Source organism: Neptunomonas marina (genome assembly GCF_004005935.1).
GTDB classification, from domain to species: Bacteria; Pseudomonadota; Gammaproteobacteria; order Pseudomonadales; family Balneatricaceae; genus Neptunomonas; species Neptunomonas marina.
In genome coordinates, this window is sequence record NZ_SACQ01000001.1 from 387923 (window position 1) to 403389 (window position 15467).

Below are 15467 nucleotides of genomic sequence, written 5' to 3' on the forward strand. Positions count from 1 at the left end.
GGCAATCCACTGTGCCAAGGATAAACAGCGATTACGCAGGTAGAGATTTAGCAAGGCTTGTGCGCCCTGTAAATTGAAAAGAATTTAAGAAATGGGAGGTAGATATGAAAAAAATAAAAATGGGCTCCGAAGAGCCCGAATAGAATGGGTGATAACGTCAGGCGCGTGGGTGCTGCGCCTGTCGGTAAAGCGATGTACTCAGTTCGCGACATACTATACATGTTTCAGTTTTTATTGAAAATACTGAATGTGTTGGTATTTGGTCGTATAACTCTTTTGCTCTGGGTCATTTGGCTTGCTTTGTTGCAGTGCAATATATTGATAACGGTGCTATCTTTCTTCTGAGCTGTAAGTATCGATTTGGCTACTATGTATACCGCAGCACGTGTCTTTTCCCTTTAACTCTTCAATTGTATTTAGGTGGTTTCCGTGTCAACGAAATACCTTAAGCGCTTTTTCAAACCTCGTTCAATTGCTGTGTTTGGTGCATCGGAAAAAGCCGAGAGCATGGGGGGGATCGTAATCCAGAATCTGATCGATTCAAATTTCCCCGGGACTTTAATGGCAGTCAATCCTGAAGGGTATGATGCCGTTTATGGTGTAAGTTGTTACCGTGGGATTACTGAACTTCCAGAAATGCCTGACCTAGCAATTATCTGCGCCCCTCCTGAGGCGGTGGCGGATATTGTCAGAAAACTCGGTGCTAACTTAGTCAAAGCCGCTTTGATTTTGACGGGAGGCCTATCGCTGGCCGGCAGTCGCAGCGCAGAGGCTCTGGCGGAAGAGGTGAAAGAGGCTGCACGTCCTTACGGCATTCGTATCATGGGGCCAGATTGCATGGGTATGCTGGTACCGGGTTCAAATATGAATGCCAGTTACTCACATATCAATATCACGAAAGGGAAAGTGGCTTACATAGGCCAATCTGGGCTTCTGGGTACCGCGATGATCGACTGGGCTGCAGGACAAGGGATCGGGTTTTCCCACTTCTTAACGTTAGGCGAGGGCGGTGACGTCGATCTGCCTTCGGTGATCGATTATGTAGCTCAAGATCCATATACACATTCGATTCTGTTGCAGATAGACCATGTTACAGGGTCATCGAGAAACTTTATCTCAGCGCTGCGTGCAGCATCGCGAAATAAGCTGGTGCTGGTGTTAAAGTCGGATGATGTTACCGTTGCTAAGCCCGCCCCTGCACCGGGTATTCCTGATGAAAACACGGTATATAACGCTGCACTGCGGCGTGCCGGTGTGGTACGTGTTACAACATCCGATGAGCTATTTCATGCTCTTGAAACGTTATCTCGTATGAAGCCACTGCGCGGTGAACGCATCGCTTTGTTGTGCAACGGCTCCGGGCCAAATGCACTGGCGACGGATCGTTTAATTCGCCAAGGTGGTCAGTTGGCGCCGCTCAGTGAGGCAACGGTTGAGGCGTTACGTGAGATCATGCCAAACAGTAACTGGAATGGCTTGAACCCAGTTGATCTGAATGCAGATGCCACGCCAGAGCGTTTCGCGCAAGCTGCGGCGATTCTGATTAAAGATAAGGCGGTTGATGCGGTGCTATCGATCCATGCGCCCACGCGTTTAGCTCCTTCAGTCGAAACAGCTGATGCGTTGGTTGCCGTCGCGCGTAAGTCACCACGTAATTTCTTAACCTGCTGGATGGGGCGCGCAACGGCGATTGACGCACGAAACCATTGTAATAATGCGAATATCGCGACATTTATCACCCCTGAAGAGGCGGTCGATGCCTTTTTACATATGGTGGACTACCGGAAAAACCAAGAGGTCATGCGCCAGACCCCTGCGACGTATATCGAGCAGAATACTCCAAACCATCTCAGCTCTCGACAGATCGTGACACAAGCGTTAGATGATAAACGCAATTACTTAACGCATCGCGAGGCTTTCGACCTACTGGACCAATACGATATTCCAGTACAGCCGACACGTTATGCCGCTGACATCGACTCGGTTGTGCAATGCGCTGACGATATCGGTGAAGCTGTTGCGATTAAAGCTCTCCATCAAGAGAACGCGCAGCCCTTCAACTATGATGAGAAGTCTGGGCAGCGCTGGCATGATTTGGCACTAGATATCTTTTCGCGTGATGAGGTGCGCCACGCAGCCACCCGATTAGCGTACCGAGTAAGTGAACGCTTTGGCGACGATGCCAGCATGGGGTTCTGTATTCAGCAGATGAAGCGCGGCTTTCAATCGATGCAGGTGAATGTCGGTTTTACTCGAGACCGTACGTTTGGACCGTTGCTCGTATTCGGTGCTGGTGGCTACACTGTTGATGTTTTGGCAGACCGAAAATTGATGCTACCGCCTATCAATATGGCGCTTGCGCGCGAGATGGTAAAAGGTTCACGTATCTACCGAATCTTGATGGAGCATAGCTACCAACTCGAGCGCGACGTTGATCAGCTTTCCGAGGTAATCGTTAAGTTGTCGGAGATGATCGTTGATCTGCCGCACCTTGAGTCTTTGGAAATTAACCCGCTGCTGCTGAACAAACAGGGGATTCTCGCCGTTGACGCGGCGGTTTCGATATCTCCTGAACCTTCGCGCTTGGCGATATCGCCCTATCCCGGCGACTTGGCTGAAAACATCACGCTAAAACGTTCTGGAAGGCCTGCAGTAATACGACCTATTCGCGGTGAAGATGAGCCGAACCACTTGGCTTTTTACAATCAACTGAGCCCGGAGTCGATCCGGATGCGCTACTTCTATAGCCGCGGAGTGCCCACTCACCAAGAGCTCGCGAGTTGGACCCAAATCGATTATGACCGTGAGATGGCTTTTATCGTGTCGGCACCGAGGTTAGACGGTAAAGGTCCCGAAACGCTGGGTGTTGTGCGCGCAGTCACGGATCCAGACAATATCCGCAGCGAGTTTTCGGTGGTGATTCGGGATGACTTGCAGGGAGAGGGGTTAGGTGTGATCTTGATGAGCAAAGTGATCGCCTACTGTAAAGCTCGCGGAACGCTGATGATTGAAGGGTCAACTCTTCCATCGAATAAAGGTATGCAGGGGCTGGCGCAAAAGCTTGGCTTTAAAAACAGCTTTAACATGGAAGAGGAGGTCGTGGAGATGAAGATGCTACTGAATGAGCCGACCGAGGACTGGCAGATTACGCGTTTACAGAGTTAAACCTGTTTAGCTAGTGAGTAATAAAAAAGGCGCCTGAACGGCGCCTTTTTCTGGATGCTTTACATCGAAGGACAATAAAGCTCGTGCAGCGTATGGATGATACGCTTCGCGGTATCTCCCGCTAGGGAGTAGTAAATTGTTTGCGATTCTCGACGAGTCTGCACGAGTCCATCTTTCCGTAGAACCGCCAAATGCTGCGAGAGTGCAGATTGGCTCAGATCCAGACAGCTGTTGAGTTGTGTTACAGATAGCTCTTTGCCATCTAGATAACACAATATGAGCAAACGGCTTTCATTCCCTAACGCCTTCATAAGTTTGGCTGCCTGAGAAGCATTTTCCTTCATCATCTCTAAAGTTTCAGCACTCAGTTTGGGGTCATTTGCGTCTGCCAATTCGATCTCCTAACGCTTTAGTTTTATAGTTTGTTATCTATCATTACAAATTGTAACTTATTTTACGAGATCTGCTTTTTGTTCTCAATTGGCGCGAACCTCCCCAATTATGAGGGAAAATTGGAATAAGTTTATAACTTAAACAATAGCCTCTTAATTGGCAGGCTTAAAACCCATTAATCGCGCGATTGTGATCGCTGGGCACCAGCCTGAGAACGCTGACTGAACCAAACTTAAGCCCACGATTCCTGTCACGATAAGTAGCTGAAAAGGTGCAAACTCGAGAAATACGGCACCTGAAGTTGCCAATATGATTGCGCCGGCAATGATATGTACACCCTGGTTAACGCTCATACCTTGGTCAGGCTTTGGCTCTTGCTTTAACCCCATTTTTTGGAAAGCGGTGATCGCTGGGCACCAGCCAGTAAATGCGGACTGCAGTAAATTGAAGCCAACAAACGCAGTTAAGAGCAACCAGTTAAAGTTCACATAAACGGCAAGTGCAAGGCTAGCAACGATAACCGTGCCGGCCATCAAGCGAAGAGCAGCATTGAGGGACATAAATAGACTCCATTTAAGATTTTTCTAATATAATATATAAGATATTTCTAAAGTAAAGATTCCCTCTTGACTTAAGACGAACTCAAATGGCTAGCTATAGATATCTAGGCAAGGTCGTGTTGCTATAAATCAGTGGCTGGAGGTCGTTATGCAGATTCGTAAAGTTCTGGTCCATCTAGATCCCGAGGATATTTCAGATAGTTTTACAGCTAAATTGTTGCTGCTCGCCTCTGCGGGCGTTGAGATCGCGTTGTTCGCCTGTTGCTACTCGCGGCCACTGAGAAATAGCTATTTACTGGATAAAGACGCTGAGCAAGCCGCCATTGCCAGCTATATGAAAAAGCGCGAAAACGACCTAGCAAAGTTTGCGAAACAGCTAGGGGAAACAGGTGCATCTGTCTCCTATGATTTGTGTTGGGATTCTGAGCTGGCCGATCGCGTTGTCAAGCAGGCCGAGCACCATGCGGCTGACCTTATTCTTGCCCCAAAGAGCAATCACTATCTAGGTGAATATCTACTCAATCAGGGTGATTGGCGCCTGATATCGAACACCTCTGTACCCTTGATGCTAGTGGGGGCCGAGTCATGGAGTGCGCATCCACGGGTTGCCGCTGCGGTGGAGCCGTTTTTAGAGTGTAACTCGCCAGCTCAGCTTGATCACCTGATCCTTGGCGCTGCGAAAAGTATGGTTGACCTATTGATTGGTGAGCTGCACGTCATCCACAGCTTTAATGCGATTCCCCAATCAGCGATTTTTGATGAGCACCTGACAACTGACTACGATGGCTTACGCTTGAAGGTGCGGGAGCAGCATACCGAAGCGCTTCAGCAGCTTGTTGATGAAGAGCGAGTCAACTCTGCGGTCATTCATTTGGAAGAGGGCGATGTGCATACCAAGCTGCCGGAGGTGGTGGCAAACGAGCATATCGACGTTGTCGTCATGGGAGCGGTCGATCACGACTTTTTCGATCGTTTGCTGACTGGCAGTTCAATTGAGCGTGTGATCGATCAAATAACGGCGGATTTACTGATTGTGCCGGAGTCTCAGCCGCAAGAGAGCGACAACTAAATTGCCGCTCTTCTTGTTTATCTAATCACGCCTGAAACTGTGCCCAGATTGGGGCGTGATCTGACGGCTTTTCCATACCACGCAGTTCGTAGTCAATGCCCGCATCGCTGCAGTGGCTGATTAACGGTGCAGTCGCTAAGATAACGTCAATACGTAGGCCGCGTTTTGGTTCAGCTTCGAAGCCTCGGCTGCGGTAGTCGAACCAGCTAAAGCGATCATCTACGGTCGGGTGTAAATGGCGATAGCTATCTTCTAGCCCCCAGCCTTTCAAGCGCCCTAGCCACTCTCTTTCGATAGGTTGGAAGCTCGTTTTACCGGTTTTTAACCAGCGCTTTCTATTTGGCTCACCAATACCGATGTCGATATCTTCAGGTGAGATATTGATATCACCCATCACGATGAGTAGATCATCAGGTTGATGGTTATGCTCAAGGTGACTTTGTAGATCGGCGTAGAACTTCTCTTTTGCTGGAAATTTGGTTTCGTGCGCGATGTTCTCGCCTTGGGGGAAGTAGCCGTTAATCACCGTGATGCGGTTTCCTGCAGGTGATTGGTATTCGCCAATAATCAGGCGGCGTTGAGCGTCTTCGTCATCTGTCGTAAACCCCTTTTGAATGCTCAACGGCGGCTGTTTCGACAGCAACGCAACGCCGTAGTGGCTTTTCTGTCCATGGAACTCAACGTGGTAACCGAGCGCTTCCACCATCTCTAGGGGGAACTGTGGATCGTCTACTTTGGTTTCTTGTAAACCGATAACATCAGGTTGATGCTTTTCGATCAACGCGGCCAACTGATGAGGTCGTGCGCGTAAGCCGTTAATGTTAAAAGAGATAACTTTCATTTTTCTACCGACCACTATGCTGTTTCTAATGACTGCTGAGTGTATCAAAAAGTTACCTCAAGTTTATCGTGAAGCCGATAGTCATTTTCTATGGCGTTGTTAAAAACGTTTGATTGGTAAGTTGTGCGCCAAGGCGCTACAGTTCATCCATTATTATTGGATAATGGAGTGAGACAGGTGTCAGCATACGATTTTGATCTCTTTGTAATTGGTGCAGGTTCCGGTGGTGTTCGTGCTGCGCGAATGGCAGCGGCTATGGGCGTAAAGGTCGGTATCACTGAAGATAAATATCTAGGTGGTACGTGCGTCAACGTGGGCTGTGTACCTAAAAAGCTCTTCGTATATGCCTCTCACTACGGTGAAGATTTTCACGATGCAAAAGGTTTTGGTTGGAATGTAGAGGGTACGTCCTTCGATTGGCCAACGCTGCGTGACAACAAGAACGCAGAGATTCAGCGCTTAAACGGTATCTATCGCAACCTGTTAGTGAATTCGGGTTGCACGTTGATCGAAGGCCATGGCTCATTAGTTGATGAGCACACCGTTAAGGTGGGTGATAGTACCTATACCGCTGAACGCATTCTTGTGGCTGTAGGAGGTTGGCCGTTTGTCCCGGATATCCCAGGCAAAGAGCATATTATCTCCTCTAACGAAGTGTTCTACTTGGATGAGTTTCCCAAGCGCGCTGTTGTGGTCGGTGGTGGCTATATCGCCGTCGAGTTTGCTGGGATCTTTGCAGGCTTAGGTGCTCAAACGTCGTTGATCTACCGCGGTGATATGTTCCTGCGTGGCTTTGATAATGACGTGCGTGAGTTTACAGCCGCGGAAGTGGCAAAAAAGGGTGTGGATCTAAAGTTCAGTGTTAACGTTGAGGCGGTTGAGAAGCTGGCTGATGGTTCTCTGCGAGTATCACTCACTGATGGCTCCACAATTGATGCAGACTGCGTTATGTATGCGACAGGGCGTGTGCCTCGCGTTGAAGGGCTGGGCTTGGAGAATCTAGGCATCGAGCAGCAAGCCAATGGCGCAATCATTGTAAATGACACCTTCCAGACGAATGTGCCGTCCGTTTATGCGGTTGGTGATGTGATCGATCGTGTGCAGCTAACGCCAGTTGCGCTTGCAGAAGGTATGGCGTTGGTGAAGCATCTGTATCAAGGCCAAGACATCAACGTCGACTACAACCTGATACCAACAGCGGTATTCTGCCAACCAAATATCGGCACAGTTGGACTGACAGAAGAGCAAGCGCGCGCGCAAAACCACGATATCGATATCTATCGTAGTGAGTTCCGAGCGATGAAGCATACCATCTCAGGCAGTGAAGAGCGGACGCTGATGAAGATGATCGTGGATAAAACCACAGACAAGGTGCTGGGCGTGCACATGGTGGGGCCTGACGCCGGTGAGATCATTCAGGGTATTGGTATAGCGCTTAAAGCGGGCGCTACCAAGGCGGTATTTGACTCAACTATCGGCATCCATCCAACGGCAGCTGAAGAGTTTGTTACTATGCGCGAGCCTGTTAAACAGTAATCAGGCAGCATTGCATTTAAACGTCGCCCCGCCTAACCTGAAGAGGGAGGTGGGGTATTTATGAAGCTGTTCCTAATGTTGTTGTGGCGTACTTGGTTGCCCGATTGGGCACACGACCGCTCTCCTGATCCCTATCATTTTTATCGTCGACAGTTCACTGCGGCATACAAGCGGCGTTATCGCTTTGTATCACTTCTCTGGTTTATCGCGCTCATTACGATTGGGCTAGTTGCAAGCTTACCTGTTGCCATTATTATCGTCATTTTCGCCTCTTGTATCTCATTCGCCATTTTAGATGAGACAGAAAAAAAGGCGCCTTAGGCGCCTTTTCACGTGAAGCTTATTGTGCGCGGTTTTGCAACGCCGCGATGCGATCATCAAGGGGTGGGTGAGAGGAGAACAGCTCCATAAAACCCTGCTTGATGTGGCTGCTAATGCCGAACGCTTGCAGTTGGCCCTGTAGCTCATCAGGCATCCCTTGCTCGGCTTTCAAACGCTGCAATGCGCCAATCATGCCAGGTGTGCTGGCAAACATGGCACCCGCTTCATCCGCCCGGTATTCGCGGCGGCGCGAGAACCAAGCGACGATCATAGACGCGATGATACCGAACAGCATCTCAAACACGAATACGGTGATGTAATAACCAATGCCTTCGCCTGCGGCGCTGTCATCCTCATCATTTTTGAGGAAACTATCCACGGCATAGGCTGCGATGCGCGCGAAGAACATGACAAAGGTATTCACGACACCTTGAATCAAGGCTAGTGTTACCATGTCGCCATTTGCAACGTGGCCGATTTCGTGGGCCATGACCGCGCGGGCTTCTTCTGGACGAAAACGCTCGAGCAAGCCTGAGCTGACAGCGACCAATGCGTCGTTTTTATTCCAGCCGGTTGCGAAAGCGTTGGACTGGTGGGATGGGAAGATCCCAACTTCTGGCATTTTGATACCTGCTTGCTGAGATAACTCGGCAACGGTATCGACCAGCCACTTCTCTTCTGCGGTACGGGGCTCTGTGATGATCTGAGTACCGGTGGAGCGTTTGGCCATCCATTTCGACATAAATAGCGAAATAAATGATCCGACAAAGCCAAACACAGCACAGAAAATCAGCAGCGATGTCATGTTCAAACCAGCAGATGAGACATAACTGCCCACACCCAGAAGGTTAAGTACAAGGGACGCGACGAGGATAACCGCAAGGTTAGTCGCGAGAAACAGAAGGATTCGCATGGTTCTTGGTTCCATAGTTATTAATATCTAATGGCCTAGATATAGATTCAGGTCAAAAGTTTCAAGTAAAAGGTAAAAATATTTGGCCCGTTTGAGTCTAGCCGTCTAGCTTTTTTCAGCAGTTATCATGCGCTACCCACGACGGTACAGAGTTAGCTGATTGAGGAACTAGTCGGCGCATCTTTAGCTCTCTATAATGTGTGGCTTTTTTTGAGAGGGTGCTCGGTGCAACAGGTTCTGGATTCAATTACGTCCCAACTCGCACTTGCTCAAGGTGAGTCGCGCCGGCTGTTTCACGGCAGAGGTGGGTGCTTTGTAGGTTTTGAATCGCTGGTGGTTGACTGGTTCGCTCCGGTGGCGGTGATTCGCCTCTATGACCTGTTCCCAGACGAAAGTCTGCGCAGCCTAGCCGAGTCTTTAGAGCGTCTGCCTGAGGTGGATTGTATCGTGCTGCAGAGGAGAGGAGTGGGTAACACGCTACAAAACGTAGTCCTGTATGGTGAGCTGCCCGCTACGCTCCACGCGAAAGAGCTGGGGCTTGCGTACTCACTGGATGTGACGCAAACACAAAACTCTGGGCTCTTTTTGGATATGCGTAAAGGCCGTGAGTGGGTCGCTGCGCATGCAGAGGGCAAACGAGTACTTAATCTATTTTCTTATACGTGTGCGTTCTCCGTGGTGGCAATTGCCAACCATGCGGAGCATGTGGTGAATGTGGATATGAGTAAGGGTGCGTTGACACGTGGTCGAACGAATCATCGGATGAATGGTTTGGATACCTCGAAAGTTGCATTTTTACCCTACAATATATTCAAATCATGGGGAAAGATCGGCCGCTCCGGGCCGTATGATCTCGTGATTATAGATCCGCCCAGTTTCCAGCCGGGAAGCTTTATTGCAGAGAAAGACTATCGTCGTCTTGTTCAACGCCTCGATCGACTGTGTGCCAAAGGGGGAGATGTATTGCTTTGTCATAATGACCCATCCCATGATGAGACGTTTCTGCGCCAAATTATGGCCAGTGAATGCCCAACTTTCTCGTATGTAGAGTCGCTTCCTGAGCAAGTCGATTTCCCTGAAAAACAAGCCGGTAAAGGCGTAAAGGCTATGGTGTACCGCAGTAGTGAGTAAAGATACGTTTATTTGCTTGGATATTGAGGCAAGTGGTTTGGGGCCGCGCTCCTACCCAATTGAGATAGCCTGGGCAGACAGCGGCTCTGATGAGCATGATACCTTCTTGATTAATCCTAACGAGGTCGAGCAGTGGAGCGATTGGGACGAAAAAGCCCAGTCTATTCACAATATTCCGCGAGAGTCGTTAGTGTCTGGTTTATCCGTGCGTGAAGCGTGTTCACGGCTGAATGCGCGGCTGGCGGGGTGCACAGTTATTTGCGATGCACTTGAGTTTGATTATTTCTGGATGAGACGGCTATTTGATGCAGCACGGATGAACCCTGCTTTTAAGTTGGCGGGGTTAGATGCTGTTCTGCGCCCAGAACAATTGATCTACTATCGCATTGTGGCAAAGGCGGAAGTGCGTAAGCATCGAGCTTTGGATGATGCCTACGCACTGATGGCGTCTATGAAACAGTGCCTAAGTCACACTTAGTTTAAGCGGCTAGGCTGTCTAAGCCCGATTCGATCGTTAGGGCTTCTGGTAGCTTGTCGACGATATCTGCTGGCAAACCTGCATGGATCGCAACTTCAGTAGGGAAGCCTTCGATGACGGCCTCCTCATCTTTCTGGTCGCGGATAGCGGCGTTCAAGTAGCAGGCGATGTTGACTACACAACTCAGTGCTTGCGTTTCTTGGAAGGTGAGCGGCTTTTTGTGTTGCTGTACCGCGATACCGAGCTCTTCAGGGAACTTCCACATATCAAGTAGCTCTTTACCCGCATCTTGAGTCGCGAAGCCTAGGCGCTCGCGTTCTGCCTCGGAGCGGCTAACGCCGGACTCTTCGATCAGAGTTTGGATAGCTTGAGCGCGGTTTGGCTGAGCCAAGTGTAGGAGTAAGCGGCCGATATTATGAATGACGCCAGCGGTGAAAGCTTTGTCTGCCTCAACCTTATCTGTTTGCTCGGCGAGCCATTTTGCGAGTGTTGCAACACGGAACGACTCGGACCAAAAGCTCTTGATATCTAAACCTTCAACATCACCCGTTGAGTTCGCAAAGCCAGAGGCAATAACCAATGTTTTTAGCTTTTCCATTCCGAGCATGACGGTTGCTTCATCAATAGAAGAGACTTTTCTTGAGAGGCCAAAGTGGGCAGAGTTGACAAGGCGTAAAATTTTGAGTGATAGCGTCTGATCTTTGCTGACTTTCTGTGCTATTTCGGAGTAGTCGGCATTAGGTTGGTTGAGCGCTTGAATAAGCTCACGAACGACTTCGGGGACGTTAGGCAGTTTACTGGTTTGCGCGAGTAAGTCCTTAATTTCCATGTGATCTCCTACAATACACCGATATTCGATAGGTTTATTAATCAGCGTAGAGCAGGTTTGTGAAATCGCAAACAAAAGGGTTGTTATCAGCCCTTTTGTTGTACGACATAATTACTCAGATCACAGGTTTAATACACGGTCCTCAATTTTTTGGCGTAACTCGGCATATTGACCCATCTCTTCTGGCATAAAGTACAACTTGTAGTAGCTGCGCTCTATCAAGCGACCTTTAGTCCCATTGATGCTCTCTTTAGTCATCGCATAGGTGTAGGACATCTGCAAATGAATGACGCGAGTGTGCGGCTGAACGTCAAACTCGTGACCCTCTAGGTCGTAGCGCTTTTTCTTCTCTTTGATGGTGTAGAAAGAGATCTCTGCGACCTGATCTAGGTTGATAAGAAAGTTAGAGGTAACCGGCACGAGATGTTGCTTCTCTAGGCCGTTGTGCTCCATGTAAATACCGCAGTTTTTCTTGATCTTAATAAACATTGCTGTGTCCACTACGTTGTCGGTGAGGCGTACTTTATTGCATAAATATGACAACTTTTTGACAAAAAGGCGAGGATTAGGAGCAACAGGGTTGTTGCTCCCGAGGTGGCTATTGTTGGTAGGTTTTTAAGAAGTCGGCGATACGTTGCACCGCGTCTTCCAATTCGTCGACGCGTGGTAGGAAAACAATGCGGAAATGCTGAGTATCCGGCATGTTGAATCCACTGCCTTGTACGATAAGTACCTTTTGCTGTTGAAGCAGGTCTAAGGCCATCTTTTCATCGTTCTTGATTGGGTAGACCGTTGGGTCGAGTTTCGGGAATAGATACATCGCGCCCTTCGGCTTCACGCAAGAAACACCAGGTATCTGCGTTAGCAAACGCCATGCAAGTTCCCGTTGCTCATACAACCGGCCCTCTGGAACGATAAGCTCGTTAATACTCTGGTAACCACCAAGTGCTGTTTGTATGGCGTGTTGTGAGGGGACGTTTGAGCACAAGCGCATACTGCTTAGCATATCGAGCCCTTCAATGTAGTCGCGAGCCCGGTGCTTAGGTCCACTGACGATCATCCAGCCAGCACGAAAGCCTGCGGCACGATAGGCTTTAGCAAGGCCATTAAACGTTAAACAGAGCACTTCATCTGATAGCGATGCGAGTGATATGTGCTGTGCTTGGTCGTATAGAATTTTGTCGTAGATCTCATCAGCAAATATGATCAGATCATGCTCGAGCGCAAGCTCAACAATTTGCTTGAGTACCGCTTCCGAATAGACCGCGCCTGTGGGGTTATTCGGGTTGATCACCACGATACCGCGCGTATGCTCAGTGATTTTGCTGCGCATATCCTCGATATCGGGCATCCAATCCGATTCTTCGTCGCATACGTAATGCACTGGGTTACCGCCAGCCAGGCTGACAGCGGCTGTCCAGAGTGGGTAGTCTGGAGATGGAATGAGCACCTCATCGTTGTCGTTCAGGAGACCCTGCATCGCCATCACGATGAGCTCAGAAGAGCCGTTGCCGATGTAGACATCTTCAACCGTTACGTTGCGAATTCCGCTTTTTTGCGACTCTTGCATCACTGCTTTACGGGCCGAAAATAAGCCTTTCGAATCGCAATAACCCTGTGAGGCGGGTAGGTTGCGAATAACGTCTTGGACAATCTCTTCCGGGGCCTCTAGGCCCCATGGGGCGGGATTACCAATGTTAAGTTTGAGAATGCGGTTGCCTTCCTCTTCAAGGCGTTTGGCTTCTTGAAGAACGGGGCCGCGAATATCGTAACAGACGTTGATCAGCTTATTGGACTTGCGAAAAACAGACATGCGTTTTATCCCGTAATCCGTGTGCCGAGTAATTGACACCACGGTAGCATTTTTAAAAAGGGAACCTATCATACGCCGTTTAGGATTTGATGAGAACTCTACTTAATGGGAGTCGTTTCGGCGTTCTTGTGGTCACAAAAACAAGCACATAGCGCAGAGGTAGATAAAGATGGCAAACGAATCGAAAGTCACTAAAAGTGAAGCGCAGTGGCGCGAAGAGCTGTCACCGGAGCAGTACGCGATATGCCGCGAGGGTGGCACAGAACGCCCTTTTACTGGTGAGTATTATCATCACAAAGAGGCTGGTGTTTATCGCTGCACGTGCTGCGGCACGCCACTCTTTGACTCGGCAACGAAATATGATTCTGGCAGCGGCTGGCCAAGTTTCTATGCGCCTCACAGTAAACAGCATATCAACGAGAAGTTTGATCGTAGTTTCGGTATGGCTCGCACAGAGATTACATGCAGCCATTGCGACGCGCATTTAGGGCATGTTTTTACAGATGGCCCCGCGCCAACGGGTTTACGTTATTGCGTGAATTCGGCGTCACTTAATTTTGAAGCGGAGGATGTGTGAAGTCCTTTCAATGGATCTATGAACACGCGGCAGCGCACAAAGGCCCAGTGATAGAGTCGCTGTTGCCGAATTGTCTTGAGCGAGATGAGTTGAGCCAGATCCCTGATAGCACAATGTTTTCGGCAATGTCCTTGCGGATCTTTCGAGCGGGGCTGAAGCATTCTGTTGTCGATCAGAAATGGCCTGCTTTTGAAAAAGCTTTTTGGGGGTTCGATCCGCAAAAAGTTGCGCTAATGAGTGACGAGCAGCTCGAGCGGTTGATGCAAAACGATCAAATCATTAGGCACTGGGGCAAGATCAAAGCAACGCGTGCTAATGCCTACTTCATTACCGAGATACAAGCAACGCATGGAAGCTTTGCTAACTGGATTGCTCAGTGGCCAGAAGATGATTTGGTGGGGCTTTGGGCGCACCTCAAAAAGCACGGCGCACAACTTGGTGGGAAGTCAGGGGCTTACTTTTTGAGGATGGTGGGTAAGGATGCATTTATTCTGACAGACGATGTCATCGCTGCATTGAAAGCCCAAGATATTATCGACAAGCCACCAACATCAAAACGTGATTTAGCTAAAGTGCAATCAGCGTTCAACACATGGCATGAGCAGTCCAATGGGCGGCCATATTGCCAGATCAGCCGCCTGCTATCGTTTTGTGTCGGGTGGTAAGCACTACGCTGATGGACGTGGTGATAAACGCTGGATGAAGGCTGGCAAACTCTCCTCTATTTGACGAGTTGGGCGTTTGCCAGGGTATTCAAGCCAAACGCTGCCATCGTCGTTCGCAATACTCAGAATACCGTCATCAGGTTCGGTGCAAGCAAAGAAGAAGGTCAAAGGGTGCTTCATTTTTCGCTTTGCTAATGCATGGCCAATTAAGTTACTGCGCAGGCGCTCCATATCTTCAGGGCTCCATGCTTGTAGCAGCACGAGTTCTCCCTCTTGTGATTGTGCGGCGAGCGGATCCGACCAATAACCCGAGTAAAATTCCACAATCGCCGGATGGACTTCGATTTCAAGCGCATCGCTTAGCCGATCAAACATGTCAGTTTGTGTTGATTGAGGGACTGGCTGCCAGCTGACGATATCGTTTTCTTGCGGGCTATCAGCTTTAACGCAAGGAGAGGGCCACTCATTTTGATACTGAATCGTAGGCAGCGGGTCGTTGGTCGCTATCCATTGCTCTATAAAAGGGGATAACATGTGATCATTCATAACGGGCATTTCATTAAAGTTGCGTGGTTTAGAGGCAGTGTAGCGAGGCTGCGAACGTTTGCGAATAGCTGTTTGAATATTCCCAATATCAGCGCTGGCCGATAACAGTTAAAGGATCAATGCCTTAGCGCTGGTTGAATATTAAGCAGAGTTGATCAAGTGTTAATCAAATCAAAAAAAGAGCCATTTTTTTAACGCAAATGTTTGACAACACAGGGAAAGTATTTAAAATGCGCACCTCGTTACGGCGATGATGTCAGAACCGTAATACGGAGTGGTAGTTCAGTTGGTTAGAATACCTGCCTGTCACGCAGGGGGTCGCGGGTTCGAGTCCCGTCCATTCCGCCACTTAACTTCGGTTGAGGCTGGTTAACTCAAAGTGCTGAGTTGTATCAGGATAAAAAATAAGCCACTGCATTGTGGGCGTGTAGCTCAGTTGGGAGAGCGTCGCCCTTACAAGGCGAATGTCGGGAGTTCGAACCTCTCCACGCCCACCACAATGCGGAGTGGTAGTTCAGTTGGTTAGAATACCTGCCTGTCACGCAGGGGGTCGCGGGTTCGAGTCCCGTCCATTCCGCCACTTAACTTCGGTTGAGGCTGGTTAACTCAAAGTGCTGAGTTGTATCAGGA

At 49.1% G+C, this 15467-nt stretch carries 16 protein-coding genes and 3 tRNA genes; 11 read left to right on the forward strand and 8 right to left on the reverse strand.

The annotated features are described in order from the left end of the window. Positions 1-429 precede the first annotated feature (429 nt). A complete protein-coding gene (locus EOE65_RS01750) occupies positions 430-3165 on the forward strand; it encodes a bifunctional acetate--CoA ligase family protein/GNAT family N-acetyltransferase (RefSeq protein ID WP_127692571.1) in 2736 nt (911 codons plus the stop codon). A gap of 59 nt (positions 3166-3224) precedes the next feature. Here EOE65_RS01750 and EOE65_RS01755 read toward each other — a convergent pair whose 3' ends face one another. Together EOE65_RS01755 and EOE65_RS01760 are read right to left on the reverse strand one after the other, a co-directional pair. Then, on the reverse strand, positions 3225-3509 hold the full coding sequence (locus EOE65_RS01755; RefSeq protein ID WP_240656913.1) for an ArsR/SmtB family transcription factor: 285 nt from the start codon (positions 3507-3509) through the stop codon (positions 3225-3227). Between the two features lie 201 nt (positions 3510-3710). After that, positions 3711-4118 (reverse strand): YgaP family membrane protein, encoded by a 408-nt coding sequence (locus EOE65_RS01760; protein WP_127692572.1) that lies wholly within the window; start codon positions 4116-4118, stop codon positions 3711-3713. A 148-nt stretch (positions 4119-4266) separates the two neighbouring features. Here EOE65_RS01760 and EOE65_RS01765 point away from each other — a divergent pair, with 148 nt between their 5' ends. Continuing rightward, positions 4267-5187: a universal stress protein gene (locus EOE65_RS01765; protein WP_127692573.1), complete on the forward strand. Its 921-nt coding sequence runs from the start codon at positions 4267-4269 to the stop codon at positions 5185-5187. A 25-nt stretch (positions 5188-5212) separates the two neighbouring features. Here the strand turns inward: EOE65_RS01765 and xthA are convergent, their stop codons facing one another. Next, entirely contained in the window at positions 5213-6028 is an 816-nt protein-coding gene (gene xthA / locus EOE65_RS01770) for an exodeoxyribonuclease III (RefSeq protein WP_127692574.1), read from the reverse strand. 177 nt (positions 6029-6205) lie between these two features. Between xthA and gorA the strand changes: the two genes are divergently transcribed. Together gorA and EOE65_RS01780 are read left to right on the forward strand one after the other, a co-directional pair. Next, complete coding sequence (gene gorA, locus EOE65_RS01775; protein ID WP_127692575.1) at positions 6206-7564, forward strand: glutathione-disulfide reductase; 1359 nt, start codon at positions 6206-6208, stop codon at positions 7562-7564. A 60-nt stretch (positions 7565-7624) separates the two neighbouring features. Beyond that, the gene (locus EOE65_RS01780; protein ID WP_127692576.1) at positions 7625-7885 is read left to right on the forward strand and encodes a hypothetical protein; all 261 of its coding nucleotides are present in this window, start codon (positions 7625-7627) and stop codon (positions 7883-7885) included. A 19-nt stretch (positions 7886-7904) separates the two neighbouring features. On the opposite strand, the gene htpX is transcribed toward EOE65_RS01780, so the two are convergent. Beyond that, entirely contained in the window at positions 7905-8798 is an 894-nt protein-coding gene (htpX, locus tag EOE65_RS01785; protein WP_127692577.1) for a protease HtpX, read from the reverse strand. Between the two features lie 225 nt (positions 8799-9023). On the opposite strand from htpX, the gene EOE65_RS01790 reads away from it, so the two are divergent. Both EOE65_RS01790 and EOE65_RS01795 read left to right on the forward strand, forming a co-directional pair. Further along, positions 9024-9929 (forward strand): class I SAM-dependent methyltransferase, encoded by a 906-nt coding sequence (locus tag EOE65_RS01790; RefSeq protein ID WP_127692578.1) that lies wholly within the window; start codon positions 9024-9026, stop codon positions 9927-9929. Beyond that, positions 9922-10407 carry a 3'-5' exonuclease gene (locus EOE65_RS01795; protein WP_240656895.1) on the forward strand — a complete coding sequence of 162 codons (486 nt, stop codon included), beginning with the start codon at positions 9922-9924 and terminating at the stop codon, positions 10405-10407. The genes EOE65_RS01790 and EOE65_RS01795 overlap by 8 nt, the downstream gene beginning before the upstream one ends. Position 10408: 1 nt before the next feature. Here the strand turns inward: EOE65_RS01795 and EOE65_RS01800 are convergent, their stop codons facing one another. From EOE65_RS01800 to EOE65_RS01810, 3 genes are all read right to left on the reverse strand, one after another. Next, positions 10409-11236, reverse strand: a complete 828-nt coding sequence (locus tag EOE65_RS01800; protein WP_127692579.1) for an HDOD domain-containing protein — start codon at positions 11234-11236, stop codon at positions 10409-10411. Between the two features lie 120 nt (positions 11237-11356). After that, complete coding sequence (locus EOE65_RS01805) at positions 11357-11725, reverse strand: hypothetical protein (RefSeq protein ID WP_127692580.1); 369 nt, start codon at positions 11723-11725, stop codon at positions 11357-11359. A gap of 109 nt (positions 11726-11834) precedes the next feature. After that, positions 11835-13049 carry a pyridoxal phosphate-dependent aminotransferase gene (locus EOE65_RS01810; protein ID WP_127692581.1) on the reverse strand — a complete coding sequence of 405 codons (1215 nt, stop codon included), beginning with the start codon at positions 13047-13049 and terminating at the stop codon, positions 11835-11837. Between the two features lie 169 nt (positions 13050-13218). On the opposite strand from EOE65_RS01810, the gene msrB reads away from it, so the two are divergent. Both msrB and EOE65_RS01820 read left to right on the forward strand, forming a co-directional pair. Continuing rightward, positions 13219-13626 carry a peptide-methionine (R)-S-oxide reductase MsrB gene (gene msrB / locus EOE65_RS01815; protein WP_127692582.1) on the forward strand — a complete coding sequence of 136 codons (408 nt, stop codon included), beginning with the start codon at positions 13219-13221 and terminating at the stop codon, positions 13624-13626. Then, positions 13623-14291 carry a DNA-3-methyladenine glycosylase I gene (locus tag EOE65_RS01820; protein ID WP_206052585.1) on the forward strand — a complete coding sequence of 223 codons (669 nt, stop codon included), beginning with the start codon at positions 13623-13625 and terminating at the stop codon, positions 14289-14291. Before msrB ends, EOE65_RS01820 begins: the two co-directional genes overlap by 4 nt. 3 nt (positions 14292-14294) lie before the next feature. On the opposite strand, the gene syd is transcribed toward EOE65_RS01820, so the two are convergent. Further along, positions 14295-14837 carry a SecY-interacting protein gene (gene syd, locus EOE65_RS01825; protein ID WP_164846990.1) on the reverse strand — a complete coding sequence of 181 codons (543 nt, stop codon included), beginning with the start codon at positions 14835-14837 and terminating at the stop codon, positions 14295-14297. Between the two features lie 271 nt (positions 14838-15108). On the opposite strand from syd, the gene EOE65_RS01830 reads away from it, so the two are divergent. From EOE65_RS01830 to EOE65_RS01840, 3 genes are all read left to right on the forward strand, one after another. Further along, positions 15109-15185, forward strand: a tRNA-Asp gene (locus tag EOE65_RS01830). Positions 15186-15258: 73 nt separating this feature from the next. Next, positions 15259-15334, forward strand: a tRNA-Val gene (locus tag EOE65_RS01835). 6 nt (positions 15335-15340) lie between these two features. Further along, a tRNA-Asp gene (locus EOE65_RS01840) sits at positions 15341-15417 on the forward strand. The last annotated feature ends 50 nt before the right edge of the window (positions 15418-15467 follow it).

Bases quoted from the DNA above. Each gene is read 5' to 3' on its own strand.
- EOE65_RS01805 (WP_127692580.1), bottom strand. From the start codon at position 11,725: ATGTTTATTAAGATCAAGAAAAACTGCGGTATTTACATGGAGCACAAC.
- EOE65_RS01800 (WP_127692579.1), bottom strand. From the start codon at position 11,236: ATGGAAATTAAGGACTTACTCGCGCAAACCAGTAAACTGCCTAACGTC.
- EOE65_RS01780 (WP_127692576.1), top strand. From the start codon at position 7,625: ATGAAGCTGTTCCTAATGTTGTTGTGGCGTACTTGGTTGCCCGATTGG.
- EOE65_RS01765 (WP_127692573.1), top strand. From the start codon at position 4,267: ATGCAGATTCGTAAAGTTCTGGTCCATCTAGATCCCGAGGATATTTCA.
- EOE65_RS01810 (WP_127692581.1), bottom strand. From the start codon at position 13,049: ATGTCTGTTTTTCGCAAGTCCAATAAGCTGATCAACGTCTGTTACGAT.
- EOE65_RS01760 (WP_127692572.1), bottom strand. From the start codon at position 4,118: ATGTCCCTCAATGCTGCTCTTCGCTTGATGGCCGGCACGGTTATCGTT.
- xthA (WP_127692574.1), bottom strand. From the start codon at position 6,028: ATGAAAGTTATCTCTTTTAACATTAACGGCTTACGCGCACGACCTCAT.
- htpX (WP_127692577.1), bottom strand. From the start codon at position 8,798: ATGCGAATCCTTCTGTTTCTCGCGACTAACCTTGCGGTTATCCTCGTC.
- syd (WP_164846990.1), bottom strand. From the start codon at position 14,837: ATGAATGATCACATGTTATCCCCTTTTATAGAGCAATGGATAGCGACC.
- EOE65_RS01755 (WP_240656913.1), bottom strand. From the start codon at position 3,509: ATGAAGGAAAATGCTTCTCAGGCAGCCAAACTTATGAAGGCGTTAGGG.
- msrB (WP_127692582.1), top strand. From the start codon at position 13,219: ATGGCAAACGAATCGAAAGTCACTAAAAGTGAAGCGCAGTGGCGCGAA.